Raw genomic sequence first — 13,824 nt, forward strand, 5'->3', positions numbered from 1 at the left:
GAAGGCTGCTTTTTTCGCATGGCGGCCGCAGCCACCGGTCAAACTGTCATCAGGACAGTTTTTCCTTGATGCGAGCGGCTTTACCGGACAGGTCGCGCAGGTAGTACAGCTTGGCTTTACGCACGTCACCACGACGTTTCACGGCCAGGCTGTCGATTTGCGGGCTGTAGGTCTGGAAAGTACGCTCAACACCAACACCGTTGGAGATCTTGCGAACAGTGAAAGCGCTGTTCAGACCACGGTTACGCTTGGCGATGACAACGCCTTCGAAAGCCTGCAGACGCGAACGATCGCCTTCCTTCACTTTCACCTGAACGACAACGGTGTCGCCCGGGGCAAAGGTCGGGATCTCTTTGGACATCTGCTCAGCTTCGATCTGCTGAATGATTTTGTTGGTCATGCTGTGCTCCTAAGGTAAATCGTCGGATCTACCATCGATACGTTAACTATCGTCCCGCTCTCGGAGATACTCCGTGAGCAGCTTCTTCTCTTCTCCAGAAAGTGAGCGACTTTCCAGAAGATCGGCGCGTCGTTCATAGGTCCGCCCAAGGGACTGCTGTAAACGCCATCGCCGGATGTGTGCATGGTTGCCACTAAGCAACACGTCGGGAACACGCTGATCCGCATACACCTCCGGTCGGGTGTAGTGCGGGCAATCAAGCAGACCATCGGTGAAGGAGTCTTCCTCCGCCGAGTCCGCATGCCCTAAAGCTCCGGGCAGCAGTCGCGTAACCGCATCAATCAGGACCATCGCCGGTAGCTCACCACCGGACAGGACATAATCCCCAATCGACCACTCTTCATCGACATGAGCCTCAATAAAGCGCTCGTCAATGCCTTCATAACGACCGGCTATCAGAATCAACGATTCATGCCTCGCCAAGTCTTTGACCGCCGACTGATTCAGCTTGCGGCCTTGCGGGCTCAGGTAAATCACCTTCGCCGCCTCTCCGGTTGCCTGCCTGGCAGCTACCAGGGCATCTTCCAGAGGCTTGATCTTCATCACCATGCCCGGACCACCGCCAAACGGCCGATCATCCACCGTATGGTGACGATCTGTGGTGTAGTCCCGCGGGTTCCAGCAGGTCAATTGCAGCAACCCCTGTCGCACCGCTCGGCTGGTAATGCCGTACTCACTGATGGCCGAGAACATCTCGGGGAACAGCGTGATGACGTCTACGCGCAGGCTGGCCATTGCTTAGAAGTCCGCGTCCCATTCCACCCTCATCTCGCCTGCAACCAGGTCGATCTTCAACACGCATTGCTCTGTATAAGGCAACAGGCGTTCACGATCATCCAGACTGCCCGCGCAGGGCTTTACCACCAATACATCGTTCGCGCCGGTCTCCAACAGGTGATCAACCTTGCCGAACAGCTGTTCGTCCTGGTTGATGACTTTCAGACCTACCAACTGGTACCAGTAGTACTCGTCGCTAGGCAGGTTGGGCAGAAGGCTTCGCGAGATACAAATCTCATAACCGCTCAGAAGACGGGCTTCATCACGATCGTCGAGGCCTTTGAGCTTGGCGACCAGATCCTTTTGAGTGGAACGGCCACTGACCAGCTCTACCTGTTTTACCTTCCCTTCGTGCCGAAGCGTCCAGTTAGGGTAATCCAACAGGTTTTCAATCGGATCGGTAAAGGAAAAGACCTTCACCTCGCCGCGAACGCCGTGAACCGAGAAAATCTTGCCGACAACAATCAAATCGTCAGCACTTTCTGGCGTCGCGTTCATATTGCTCAGGCAGCAGCCTTGGCAGCTTGCTTCAGCAGTTGGGCAACACGATCAGAAGGCTGTGCGCCAACGCTCAGCCAGTGAGCAACGCGGTCTTCTTTAACGGACAGACGAACTTCCTGACCACGAGCGATAGGGTTGAAGAAACCAACCTGCTCGATGTGCGAACCGGTAACCGGGTTACGCGAGTCGGTCACGGTCAGGGTGTAAAATGGGCGCTTTTTAGAGCCACCACGGGCAAGACGGATGGTTAGCATTGAACATCGTTCCTGTAGTCGGTGCTGCAAATCATAATGCACAGCGGGCACACGGGTGCCCGAAAGGCCGCATATTCTCAAGGAATATCCGGACTTTTGCAAATGCCTTTTTACCTGATGCTAAAAGGCCTGCCTGCTGATTTGCGAATAACGCTGCCTTATATAAGGCAACAGTGTCCCGCCAACGGCGGGGTTCCGATTGTCGGCGCAAATTCGTGCCGACGATCCGAATAGGGTTACAGCTTGGGCATGCCGCCGCCGGGCATCATGCCACCCAGGCCGCGCATCATTTTTGCCATGCCGCCTTTGGCAGAAAACTTCTTCATCATCTTCTGCATCTGCTTGTGCTGTTTGATCAAGCGACCGATGTCCTGCACCTGGGTGCCGGAACCCATGGCGATCCGGCGCTTGCGCGAACCGCTGATCAGATCAGGGTCGCGGCGCTCGGCCGGGGTCATGGAGTTGATGATCGCTTCCATCTGCTTGAACTGCTTCTCGGCTGCACCTTGGGCATTACCCATCTGCGCCAGGTTGACACCGCCCATGTTGGGCAGCTTGTCCATCAGGCCGCCGAGGCCGCCCATGTTTTTCATCTGTTGCAGCTGATCACGGAAGTCTTCAAGGTCGAACCCCTTGCCCTTCTTCAGCTTCTTGGCCAGTTTGTCGGCCTTTTCCTTGTCAAGGGTCTGTTCGGCCTGCTCGATCAGGCTGAGCACATCGCCCATGCCGAGGATTCGCGACGCGATACGGTCGGGATGGAACGGCTCCAGCGCTTCGCTCTTCTCGCCCATACCGATGAACTTGATCGGTTTTCCGGTAATTGCGCGCACCGACAGGGCGGCACCACCACGAGCATCACCGTCGACCTTGGTCAGAATCACACCGGTCAGCGGCAGCGCATCACCAAACGCCTTGGCGGTGTTGGCGGCGTCCTGGCCGGTCATGGCGTCGACCACGAACAGCGTCTCGATCGGCTTGACCGCAGCGTGCAGGTCTTTGATCTCGGTCATCATCTCGGCGTCGATGTGCAGACGACCGGCGGTATCGACGATAACCACGTCGATGAATTTCAGCTTGGCTTCGCGAATCGCCGCTTCGGCAATCGCTACTGGCTTCTGGCTGATATCGGAAGGAAAGAAGGTAACGCCGATATCACCCGCCAGGGTTTCCAACTGCTTGATTGCCGCCGGACGGTAGACGTCAGCCGACACCACCATCACCGACTTCTTCTTGCGCTCTTTAAGGAAACGCGCGAGCTTGCCGGCAGTGGTGGTCTTACCCGCCCCCTGCAGACCGGCCATCAGTACCACCGCAGGTGGCGCGGCATTGAGCGCCAGGTCTTCGTTGGCCGCGCCCATCAGGCCTTCGAGTTCGGCCTGGACGATCTTCACGAACGCCTGGCCCGGGGTCAGGCTACGTGACACCTCGGTACCGACCGCACGCTCTTTGATCTTGTTGACGAAATCCTTGACCACCGGCAGGGCGACGTCAGCCTCGAGCAACGCCATGCGCACTTCACGCAGGGTGTCTTTGATGTTGTCTTCGGTCAGCTTGGCCTTGCCGGTGACATGGCGCAGCGTCTGTGACAGACGGTCGGTCAGGTTTTCAAACATGGTGATCCTTTCAGGCTCTGTAGAACCGAGGTTTATCAGCTGCCTCTGGCGTGTTCGACGGGCCTTGGGCAGGGGCAGACCGGCGATTATAACGAAGACTCGAGCCAGCGCACACCTCGCCGTCGGTTAGCAGTCTTCCTTGGCAGGCGCGTTCTATGCCAAACTCAGTTCTTTTCGGGCTTGCCTAACAGGACTTATGCTCCCTTTGTCACCCAGCTTGCTACCCAACCTGATCGCCGCCTGCCTGTACGCCGCCGCGACCCTCTATCACGGCTCCCGGCTGGCGCAAGGCGCCAAGGCCGACAAACGCCTGCTCGGGCTGCTGGGCGCGCTTGCGGTCATCGCCCAGGGCACCGCGTTGTGCTGGCAACTGCTCACGCCCCTGGGCCTGAGCCTGGACTTTTTCAGCGCCGCCAGCCTGATCGCCACGGCAGTGATTGCCCTAACCCTGCTGGCCTGCCTGCGCATTCCGGTGGAAAACCTCTTGCTGCTGCTGTTCCCGCTGGGCGCAGCCACAGCGCTGATCGCGCAATTCGCACCATCAGGCACGGTACCGCTGATCAACGAAGAACCGGGCATTCTGGCGCATATCCTGCTGTCGATCCTGGCTTATGGGCTGTTCACCATTGCCGTGTTCCAGTCCTTGCTGTTGCTGGTGCAGGATCATCAACTCAAGCACAAGCACCCCTCCGGCCTGATCCGCAACTTCCCACCGCTGCAGACCATGGAAAGCCTGTTGTTCGGTTTTCTCTGGGCTGGCTGGGGGCTGCTGTCGCTGTCGCTGATTTCCGGCTGGCTGTTCCTCGACAACCTGTTTGCCCAGCACCTGGTGCACAAAACCTTGCTCGCCTGCGTGGCCTGGGTCGTGTTCAGCGTGCTGCTGTGGGGCCGCACGCGTCTGGGCTGGCGTGGCCACAAGGCGATTCGCTGGACCCTTGCCGGTTTCTGCCTGCTGATGCTGGCCTACTTCGGCAGCAAGCTGGTGCGCGAATTCATCCTGCACATCTGACGGGCACAGGTAAATGGACGCACTGCCGTTAGGACCCTTGCTTGGTATTCTGGCACTGGCCCTGCTCTGGTCGGCGCTGTTCACCGCCGTAGACGTCGCCCAGCAACAACTCAATGGCGCACGGCGCAACGGTCTCACTGACGAACACCCGGAACTGGCGGTAGCGCCACAGTCACTGGTGCTGTGCTCGACCCTGGGTAAATTGTTGGTGCTGGCGTTGGCATGCCTGCTCGGCCTGCGCTACAACGGCGAACAGGGCTTTTGGCTCGCCGGGCTTGGTGCGGCTACCCTACTGCTGGTGCTGACTGAATACCTGCCGCGACAATTGGCCCGACGCAACCCGCAAACATTCATTGGCTTGGGCAACAGCCTGCTCAAAGCACCGCTGAAGTTGCTCCAGCCACTGGCCTGGCTGCTCGATGGCTGCGCCCGCGTGCTACTACGTCCGTTCCGCGCTCAGCCACATGCCGTGACCCTGCACGAACTGGATGGCAGCGAAGACGATAACGATGATCACCAGGCCGACCACCGCCTGAACCTGCCGGAGAGCCTGCTGGCCCTGGACAAGATCACCGTCAATGACATCCTGGTGCCGCGCAGCGACGTCGACGGCATCAACCTTGACGATTCGATCGAACAGATCATCGAGCAACTGATCATCAGCCGCCACACTCGCCTGCCGGTCTATCACAGCGACATCAATCAAGTCGAAGCGATCCTCAACACCAAACTGATCAGCCACCTGCTACCCAAGGCCGAGTTGACCCGCGCAACGCTACAGGCAGCTTGCTACGACCCTTACTTTGTTCCGGAAAGCACGCCACTGCAGTTGCAACTGCTGAACTTTCACAAACAGCAACGACGCCTCGGCGTGGTGGTCGACGAATACGGCGAAGTGCTAGGCATCGTCACCCTGGAAGACATTCTCGAAGAGATCGTCGGCGAATTCGAAGACGAACACAGCCTCGACAACCCGCACATCCACCCTCAAGCCGATGGTCGCTTCGTCATCGAGGGCAATGTGTCGATTCGCGAACTCAACCGCAGCCTCGGCTGGCACCTGCCCAGCGACGGCCCCAAGACTCTCAATGGCCTGGTCACCGAAGCGCTGGAAAGTATTCCAGCCAGTGCGGTATGCCTGAAAATCGGTCGTTATCGCCTGGAAATCCTCGAAACAGAAGACAATTGTGCCAGCCGCATACTGGTCTGGACCGTGACTCGCTAGCTATACTCAGGTCACGCTTACCCAGCCCAGCCGTCACGCCCGCTACCCGCACCCAGCGCTCCACGGCCAGTCCGCACCACTGAATACTGCGCGCACAACCTGCACTGTTTCACACCCCGAACATTGCCCGCGCCGCCCCTATCCCCAACGGGCGTATGCTCAGTCACGCGACCAACAACAATACGCTTCGGCACCTGCTTGCTGATGCCTGCCCGTAAAGGACAGCAGCAATGCCCATGGAGCACTCGACTGTCAGGGATCATCGCATGACAACCAGCAGCACCTACTCCGATACGGAACAGACCAGCCCCGGCAATTCGCCGGCGCGAGTGGCCACCGCCAGTTTTATTGGCACTGCCATCGAGTTCTACGACTTTTACGTCTATGCCACCGCCGCAGCGCTAGTGATCGGTCCGGTGTTCTTCCCGCAGACCTCCGGTACTGCGCAGATGCTCTCGGCGTTTCTCACCTTCGGTATCGCCTTCCTCGCCCGACCGCTGGGTTCGGCACTGTTCGGCCACTTCGGTGACCGCATCGGGCGCAAATCGACCCTGGTCGCCTCGCTGCTGCTGATGGGGGTGTGCACCACACTGATCGGCGTCCTACCGGGCTATGACAGCATTGGCGCCTGGGCACCGGTTCTGCTCTGCGTACTGCGTTTCGGCCAAGGCCTGGGGCTTGGCGGTGAATGGGGCGGCGCGGCACTGCTGGCCACCGAAAACGCCCCCAAGGGCAAACGCGCCTGGTTCGGCATGTTCCCGCAGTTGGGCCCCTCGATTGGCTTTCTCGCTGCCAATGGACTGTTCCTGACCTTGGCCATGATGCTCAGCGACGAACAGTTCCGTGAGTGGGGTTGGCGCATCCCGTTCCTGCTCAGCGCCGCCTTGGTGATGGTTGGCCTGTATGTACGCCTCAAGCTGGAAGAGACCCCGGTGTTTGCCAAAGCCATGGCTCGCCACGAGCGGGTGAAAATGCCGGTGGTCGAACTCTTCTCGCAGTACTGGATGCCGGTATTGCTGGGCGCCGCCGCGATGGTGGTGTGCTATGCACTGTTCTACATCTCCACGGTATTCTCGCTCAGTTATGGCGTATCGACCCTGGGCTACAGCCGCGAAACCTTCCTCGGCCTGCTGTGCTTCGCGGTGCTGTTCATGGCGTTGGCCACACCCCTGTCGGCTTGGCTCAGCGACCGTTACGGGCGCAAGCCAGTGCTGATCGTTGGCGCGGTGCTGGCGATCCTCTCGGGCTTCACCATGCAGCCCTTGCTGACCTCGGGTTCGACGGCCGGCGTGGCGCTGTTCCTGGCCATCGAGTTGTTCTTGATGGGGGTGACCTTCGCCCCGATGGGTGCGCTGTTGCCTGAGCTGTTCCCGACCCACGTGCGTTATACCGGCGCGTCAGCGGCGTATAACCTGGGCGGCATTGTCGGGGCCTCAGCGGCACCGTTCTTTGCCCAGAAACTGGTGGCGATGGGGGGCTTGAGCTGGGTTGGCGGGTATGTCTCGGCGGCGGCGTTGCTCAGCCTGATTGCCGTGCTGTTCCTGAAAGAGACTCGTCATTTGGAGCTCTGAAAGCTACAAGCTACAAGCTAACACCTATTTGCTTGTAGCTTGCAGCTAACCGCTATCAGATTTCTACCTTGACTGCCTGCGAGGCGCGGGTCGCCTTGGCCCGTGCGGCCTCGATCGACTCGTCACGTGCCAGGCACACACCCATGCGCCGTTGACCGTTGACCTCCGGTTTGCCAAACAGCCGAATGGCGGTGTCTGGCTCGCTCAAGGCAGCGCCGAGATTGGCGAAAGCGGTCTGTTGCGACTGACCTTCAACTAGAATCACCGCCGAAGCGGACGGACCGAACTGGCGGATCAGCGGAATCGGCAGGCCAAGAATCGCACGCGCATGCAAAGCGAACTGCGACAGGTCCTGCGAGATCAGGGTCACCAGGCCGGTGTCATGCGGGCGCGGCGAAACTTCGCTGAACCACACCTGATCACCTTTGACGAATAGCTCCACACCAAACAGGCCACGCCCACCTAGGGCTTCGGTGACCGCCTTGGCTACGCGCTCGGATTCAGCCAGGGCTACCGGACTCATGGCCTGCGGCTGCCAGGACTCCTGGTAATCACCCTTCTCCTGACGATGCCCGACTGGTGCGCAGAAGGTAGTACCGCCAACATGCCGAACGGTCAGCAAGGTGATTTCATAATCGAAATCGATGAACCCTTCGATGATCACCCGGCCCTTGCCGGCACGCCCGCCTTCCTGCGCGTAGTCCCAGGCTTGCTGTACATCGTCAACACTGCGCAGCAGGCTCTGGCCCTTGCCCGAGGAACTCATCACCGGCTTGACCACGCACGGGAAGCCGAGGTCTTCGACCGCCTTGCTGTATTCTTCGAAAGTATCGGCAAAGTGATACGGCGAAGTCGGCAAGTCCAGCTCTTCGGCAGCCAGACGACGAATGCCTTCGCGGTTCATGGTCAACTGCGCAGCGCGTGCCGTTGGCACCACAGTGAAGCCTTCGTTTTCCAGCTCGACCAGGGTCGCGGTGGCGATAGCTTCGATCTCCGGCACGATGTAGTGCGGCTTCTCCGCTTCGATCACTGCGCGCAGGGCGGCGCCGTCGAGCATGTTGATCACATGGCTGCGATGGGCGACCTGCATGGCCGGAGCATTGGCGTAGCGGTCCACGGCAATCACCTCAACGCCTAGGCGCTGCAGTTCGATCACCACTTCCTTGCCCAGCTCACCGCAGCCACAGAGCAGTACGCGGGTCGCTGTTGGCGACAATGGGGTTCCGATACGGGTCATTTCAGGTCCTCAGAGGGAAGGAATCCAGGGCCGCCCCCTACACGGAGCGATCCAGTGAAAAGCGGCGCCATTTTACATGAACCGAGCCAATGGGCCTTAGCCGGCAATGGCAGGCTTGCGCAAACGCCAGGCCATGATCAGCCACACCGCTGTTACCCCGACAAACTTGGAGGCCAGCGCAGTGCCGACCACTGCCGGGGTCAAGGCACCAATCATGCCGAAGAAGATCAAGGTATCAATAGGAATGCTCAGCGCCGAACTCAACCACAGACGGTCATGCAGGGGGCGCTTGGTGATGCTGAAGACCAGCCAGTCAATCAGCTCTGAGACAGCGAACGCAGTAGCGCTGGCCAAGGCAATGGCAGGTTCGGAAGTGACATAAGACAGCACCAGTGCCACCAGCATCGCGACCAAGGCACCGTGACCAAAGCGGGTCTGCACCATGTCGCGCAGGATAAACACCAGCCCACCCCAGGCGGACCAGATGACATCCAGGTGGGGGGCGCTGGAAAAGGCGTAGTTGATCAGCACAACGCTGCTGATGTAAGCAATCAGAAAAGGCATGGAATCGACCGCTGGACAAGCCCTACAGGGTACTTCAGCGGCCGCCTGTGGCCAAGCGCCAGATCAACTGACGCTGAAGATCAGACCCGCTGCCACTGCCCGCTCGTGGCACAGTTTCAGCACCTGACGACGCTCGGTGTTGTCCATTCGGCCCCAGCGCGTTATTTCTGCGGCGCTGCGCTGACAACCAGTGCAAATGTCGGCCTCGTCCAAAGCACAGATATGCACGCAAGGCGAAGCGACCGGACGCTCACTGCTGCTCATCAGTCCTCCTGCGGTGCAAGATCGCGAGCATAGCGCTCGGCGTTATGCACGTAATGCGCAGCACTGGCTTCGAGCATTTTCTTTTGTGCGTCGGTCAGTTCGCGCACCACCTTGCCCGGCGAGCCCATCACTAGCGAGCCGTCTGGAATCTCCTTGCCCTCGGGAATCAGTGTGTTGGCGCCAATGATGCAGTACTTGCCGATACGGGCACCGTTGAGAATCACCGCATTGATACCGACCAGGCTGTAGTCATCGACACTGCAACCATGGAGCATGGCGTTATGACCGATAGTCACGCCCTTACCCAAGGTCAGTGGTGAGCCCATGTCGGTATGCATCACGGTACCGTCCTGGACGTTACTGTTCTCACCGATGTCGATCAGCTCGTTGTCACCACGCAACACCGCGCCAAACCAGACACTGGCCCCCGCCTGCAGACGGACTTTGCCAATCAGTGTGGCAGTGGGCGCCGCCCAGCTGCGTGGATGGGTTTCGACTCGCTGGTCGCCCAATCGGTATTTCATGCGTGGTTCCTCACGGTACGACAAGGGTGGCGGGTGCGCCCGCTCAAATTGGAATGAAGCGTTCAGGCGGTTTGTGCAGATTGATATCGGCATCGTAAAGCAAGTTGACCAACTCGACGATCATGATCGCCGACAGCCCCCAGATCTTGTATTCGCCGAAGCGGTAGCTGGGCACATACCAGCTGCGCCCCTGGTAATCGATGCGGTGCGTGTGATCACGCGGGTCTTGGCGGAAGAACTCCAGCGGCACAGTGAACACTGCAGCGATTTCAGCGTCGTTGGCCTGGTACTCGACATAATCGGGAATCAAGCCGACGAACGGCGTCACCTTTAGCCCATGCAACGAAATCAGCGGGCTCAGCGGGCCGATGACCTCGACCAGCCCCGGCGGCAGGCCAATTTCCTCTTCAGCCTCGCGCAGGGCAGTGAACACCAGATCGGGATCATCCGGGTCGCGCCTACCACCAGGGAAGGCCACTTCGCCACCGTGGGTCGACAAACCTTTGGCGCGCAAGGTCAATACCAGCTCAGGCGCTTCGCTGCGGGTGATCGGCAATAACACTGCGGCCTCGGGGAAACGACGATCGGTTTCCAGGGTGCCCGGCGTATGACTGCTCACGCGGCGAAGTAGCTCGTCCAGCATTGCTCTCTCTCGATTCAAAGACCGACCTGCATGATGCACCAAAGCCGCGAGCCGCCCAAGCCCTGAGGTGAACCGGCTTGCAGCGGCGATGAAAGTCGCGCCAAGATAGATGCAACCTATAGGAATAAAAGCATGAAATTCTGCAGCGCGTGCGGTAATCCGGTAAATCAGCGTATCCCCGAGGGCGACACGCGCCTGCGCTATGTCTGTGACCATTGTCAGGCCATTCATTACCAGAACCCCAATATAGTCGCCGGAGTGCTGCCGACCTGGGGCAGTCAGGTCTTGTTGTGCCGCCGAGCCATCGAGCCACGCCGGGGCTACTGGACCCTGCCTGCCGGTTTCATGGAGAACGGCGAGACCCTGGAACAGGCCGCCCGTCGTGAAACGGTCGAAGAAGCCTGTGCCCGCGTCGGGCAGATGAGCCTGTACCAATTGTTCGATTTACCGCACATCAACCAGGTGCATGTGTTCTTTCGCGCCGAGCTTGCCGACCTCGACTTCGCCGTTGGGGTCGAGAGCCTGGAAGTGAAACTTTTCGATGAAAGTGAAATCCCGTGGGATGAGCTGGCTTTCCGGACCGTCACTCGTACCCTAGAATGCTATTATCGTGACCGCATCGAGCAGCACTACCCGATTGGCAACGAGTGTTTGCCACCTTTGCTCGCCTCGTCACTCAACACCTAGCTTTCAGGGATATTGTTTCATGCGCTGGTTGTTTGCCCTTTTCTGCCTCGGTATGACTTCGGTGTCCCAGGCAGCGTTTACCGAAACGATCGTGACCAGACCTATTGAAAAGGCTGCGCCTTCACCTCTGCAGCTTAAACGGCAACAAGCCTCAGCGATCGAAAAAATTCTGGTGATCAAGTCTGAGCGACGCCTGCAATTGATCAGTGGTGGCACGCCACTGAAAACCTACCGTATTTCCTTGGGCAAACAGCCCAAGGGCGCCAAGCTGCGCGAGGGTGACAAGCGTACCCCCGAAGGTTTGTACTGGATCGACTGGCGTAAGCAGAGTGATCGCTACAACCTGGCCATGCATGTGTCCTACCCCAACATCAGCGACTCGGCGCGGGCTCGACGCGAGGGCGTGCCACCTGGCGGCATGATCATGATTCACGGCACGCCTCTGGATGAAGAGTACCCGGAAGAGGTGTTCCATACCCTGGACTGGACCGAAGGCTGCATCGCCATGACCAACAGCGACATGCGCGAGGTCTGGAATCTGGTGCCCGACGGTACGATGATCGAAATTCGCCCCTGACGCCTGATTACACCTTCCTTCCGGCGCGTCGCGCCGGAAACCCCCTACGCATTTGAAGCCTCCCTCCTACAGGGCTGTCGTCCCCGTAGCGCATCCATACGAATAGTCACGTCCATAGAATCCGTCCAACCGGATAACTGAGTGTGTGCTCAGCACTCACCGTTTTGGACGCGACGCCATGCCTCATTCCTTGAACCGTGCGGCCACCCGCCCTTACCGCTGGCCGTTAACCTGCCTGGCTCTGGGCATAATGGAGGTATTTCTATGGAGCGCGCAATCAGTTGCAGCTGACAGCCATCCGGCCGTACAGCAACTCCAGGATCAGCGCCTGCAGCGCGAACAGCTTGAACAACAGCAACGCCTGCGAGCCCTACAGCGCGCCGATGAGCCACCGCCTGCCGTCGAAGAGCAAGCGGCCAGTATAAACAGCGGCCTGTGCTGGCCGCTTCGCGGGCTACGCCTGGCAGGTAACCGGCAACTGTCATCAGCCGAATTGACTGACGCCCTGCGACCACTGCTCAAGCCTTGCATGAGCCCAGCCCAGATCAACCTACTGCTCAAAGCCATCACTGAGCAGTATGTTAAGGCCGGTTACCTGGCCAGCCGACCTTACCTCGCCACCCGCCCTGTGGCCGGGGGCACATTGGACATCGTCATTGTCGAAGGCTTTGTCGAATCGATCGAGCTGTCTGCCCCAGATCTGCCGCTCTCTTTGAACAGCGCATTTCCCGCGCTGCTAGGTCAGCCCCTGCACCTGCCTGATCTGGAACAGGGCATGGACCAGTTGAATCGACTCAAGGCGTTCGATCTCAGCGCCGACCTCCTGCCCGGCAGCAGCCAAGGTGCGACCCGCGTGCTGATTGTGCCCAGACAGATCAATAGCCGCTGGCACCTTGGAAGCACCTTTGACAATCGGGGCAGTGAACAGACCGGACGCGAGCGGCTAGGTCTTAACGTCAGCCTGGACAGCCCCCTGCAGCTCAACGACTTCGTGCAACTGTCAGTCAACTCCACGCTCGAACGCGGCTCCAGCTACAGCCGCGGATATGGTCTGTATTACAACATCCCCTATGGGGCCTGGACCTACGCCCTGAGTTTCAATCAATTGCACTACCAGGCCCAGCTCCCCGGTCGCCGCCTGCACACCAGCGGCCAAAGCGACTATTACAGCCTGGGCCTTGAGCGCAGCCTGTGGCGTAATCAACAGGGCATGTTCAGCTCCAGCCTGCGCCTGGAACAAAAACGCCTGGACAATCGGCTGGCCGAGCAACGCCTGCAGCTGCAAAGCCCCACGCTTACCAGCCTTGAGGTTGGCCTCAACCTGCTCTGGCTTGATGGCGGCCTATGGAGTGGTTACCTGGGCTTGAGCCAGGGCCTGGATTGGTTCGGTGCCGACCGCGCACCGCTTCGCAGTAACGCGCCACAACCGATGTTTCGCAAGTACCGCGCCAGCCTCTTGCACCTGCGCCAAGGTCGCGACCCGAACTGGCCGTGGCGCTGGCAGAGCGAACTGAACCTGCAATACAGCCCCGATGCCCTACCGGCAGTTGAACAACAACAGCTGAGCGACAACAGCGCCGTGCGCGGATTTCGTCAGCTACTGATTGCTGGCGCCAGCGGCGCGGTCTGGCGTAACACGTTGAGCCAGCCCCTGGCGTTGGATCTGCCTGCGGGGCTGGTCCTGCGTCCGCAAGTGGGCATCGATCTGGGCTGGAGCAAATTCGACCATGGCCGTGCGCCACAACGCCTGGTCGGCAGCCATGTCGGCGTGGAACTGAACCTGACCAACAGCCGCCTGAACCTCGATTATCAGCGTGCACTGCATGCCAGCGCCGCACAGCGCCAGACGCTGGAAACGGGCTACTGGCTGCTGGAGTGGGTACTGAACATCTGATGTCCACAACAACAACAACAACAA

General features: G+C 59.4%; 16 protein-coding genes. 6 read left to right on the forward strand and 10 right to left on the reverse strand.

Features of this window, described 5'->3' with window-relative positions:
* Nucleotides 1-49 precede the first annotated feature (49 nt).
* The 5 genes from rplS to ffh all read right to left on the reverse strand — a co-directional run bounded on the left by rplS (nt 50) and on the right by ffh (nt 3,605).
* A complete protein-coding gene (rplS, locus tag ACQRAX_RS06770; RefSeq protein ID WP_128322500.1) occupies nt 50-400 on the reverse strand; it encodes a 50S ribosomal protein L19 in 351 nt (116 codons plus the stop codon).
* A gap of 42 nt (nt 401-442) precedes the next feature.
* Nucleotides 443-1,195, reverse strand: coding sequence for a tRNA (guanosine(37)-N1)-methyltransferase TrmD (trmD, locus tag ACQRAX_RS06775; RefSeq protein ID WP_045189511.1), 753 nt, complete (start codon nt 1,193-1,195; stop codon nt 443-445).
* Nucleotides 1,196-1,198: 3 nt separating this feature from the next.
* Nucleotides 1,199-1,735 (reverse strand): ribosome maturation factor RimM, encoded by a 537-nt coding sequence (gene rimM / locus ACQRAX_RS06780; protein ID WP_412037858.1) that lies wholly within the window; start codon nt 1,733-1,735, stop codon nt 1,199-1,201.
* Nucleotides 1,736-1,740: 5 nt separating this feature from the next.
* Nucleotides 1,741-1,992 (reverse strand): 30S ribosomal protein S16, encoded by a 252-nt coding sequence (rpsP, locus tag ACQRAX_RS06785; protein ID WP_045189508.1) that lies wholly within the window; start codon nt 1,990-1,992, stop codon nt 1,741-1,743.
* Between the two features lie 236 nt (nt 1,993-2,228).
* Nucleotides 2,229-3,605, reverse strand: a complete 1,377-nt coding sequence (gene ffh, locus ACQRAX_RS06790) for a signal recognition particle protein (RefSeq protein WP_412037857.1) — start codon at nt 3,603-3,605, stop codon at nt 2,229-2,231.
* Between the two features lie 196 nt (nt 3,606-3,801).
* Here ffh and ACQRAX_RS06795 point away from each other — a divergent pair, with 196 nt between their 5' ends.
* The 3 genes from ACQRAX_RS06795 (at nt 3,802) to ACQRAX_RS06805 (ending at nt 7,410) form a co-directional block, all read left to right on the forward strand.
* Nucleotides 3,802-4,614, forward strand: coding sequence for a cytochrome C assembly family protein (locus ACQRAX_RS06795; protein ID WP_412037856.1), 813 nt, complete (start codon nt 3,802-3,804; stop codon nt 4,612-4,614).
* 13 nt (nt 4,615-4,627) lie between these two features.
* Nucleotides 4,628-5,839, forward strand: coding sequence for a transporter associated domain-containing protein (locus ACQRAX_RS06800; RefSeq protein WP_412037855.1), 1,212 nt, complete (start codon nt 4,628-4,630; stop codon nt 5,837-5,839).
* A 266-nt stretch (nt 5,840-6,105) separates the two neighbouring features.
* The gene (locus ACQRAX_RS06805; RefSeq protein ID WP_412037854.1) at nt 6,106-7,410 is read left to right on the forward strand and encodes an MFS transporter; all 1,305 of its coding nucleotides are present in this window, start codon (nt 6,106-6,108) and stop codon (nt 7,408-7,410) included.
* A gap of 55 nt (nt 7,411-7,465) precedes the next feature.
* Here ACQRAX_RS06805 and purT read toward each other — a convergent pair whose 3' ends face one another.
* From purT to ACQRAX_RS06830, 5 genes are all read right to left on the reverse strand, one after another.
* Nucleotides 7,466-8,647 carry a formate-dependent phosphoribosylglycinamide formyltransferase gene (gene purT / locus ACQRAX_RS06810; protein ID WP_412037853.1) on the reverse strand — a complete coding sequence of 394 codons (1,182 nt, stop codon included), beginning with the start codon at nt 8,645-8,647 and terminating at the stop codon, nt 7,466-7,468.
* Between the two features lie 96 nt (nt 8,648-8,743).
* A complete protein-coding gene (locus tag ACQRAX_RS06815) occupies nt 8,744-9,211 on the reverse strand; it encodes a VUT family protein (RefSeq protein ID WP_412037852.1) in 468 nt (155 codons plus the stop codon).
* A gap of 63 nt (nt 9,212-9,274) precedes the next feature.
* Nucleotides 9,275-9,475: a DUF1289 domain-containing protein gene (locus ACQRAX_RS06820; RefSeq protein ID WP_412037851.1), complete on the reverse strand. Its 201-nt coding sequence runs from the start codon at nt 9,473-9,475 to the stop codon at nt 9,275-9,277.
* Nucleotides 9,475-9,999: a gamma carbonic anhydrase family protein gene (locus tag ACQRAX_RS06825; protein ID WP_412037850.1), complete on the reverse strand. Its 525-nt coding sequence runs from the start codon at nt 9,997-9,999 to the stop codon at nt 9,475-9,477. Before ACQRAX_RS06825 ends, ACQRAX_RS06820 begins: the two co-directional genes overlap by 1 nt.
* Before the next feature lie 43 nt (nt 10,000-10,042).
* Nucleotides 10,043-10,642 (reverse strand): CoA pyrophosphatase, encoded by a 600-nt coding sequence (locus tag ACQRAX_RS06830; RefSeq protein ID WP_412037849.1) that lies wholly within the window; start codon nt 10,640-10,642, stop codon nt 10,043-10,045.
* Between the two features lie 132 nt (nt 10,643-10,774).
* Between ACQRAX_RS06830 and ACQRAX_RS06835 the strand changes: the two genes are divergently transcribed.
* The 3 genes from ACQRAX_RS06835 (at nt 10,775) to ACQRAX_RS06845 (ending at nt 13,800) form a co-directional block, all read left to right on the forward strand.
* Nucleotides 10,775-11,329: an NUDIX hydrolase gene (locus tag ACQRAX_RS06835; RefSeq protein ID WP_412037848.1), complete on the forward strand. Its 555-nt coding sequence runs from the start codon at nt 10,775-10,777 to the stop codon at nt 11,327-11,329.
* Nucleotides 11,330-11,348: 19 nt separating this feature from the next.
* Nucleotides 11,349-11,906 carry a L,D-transpeptidase family protein gene (locus tag ACQRAX_RS06840; protein WP_412037847.1) on the forward strand — a complete coding sequence of 186 codons (558 nt, stop codon included), beginning with the start codon at nt 11,349-11,351 and terminating at the stop codon, nt 11,904-11,906.
* Between the two features lie 178 nt (nt 11,907-12,084).
* Nucleotides 12,085-13,800: a ShlB/FhaC/HecB family hemolysin secretion/activation protein gene (locus ACQRAX_RS06845; RefSeq protein ID WP_412037846.1), complete on the forward strand. Its 1,716-nt coding sequence runs from the start codon at nt 12,085-12,087 to the stop codon at nt 13,798-13,800.
* Nucleotides 13,801-13,824: the final 24 nt, after the last annotated feature.

The organism is Pseudomonas sp. UM16 (genome assembly GCF_050312595.1).
Classification (GTDB): domain Bacteria; phylum Pseudomonadota; class Gammaproteobacteria; order Pseudomonadales; family Pseudomonadaceae; genus Aquipseudomonas.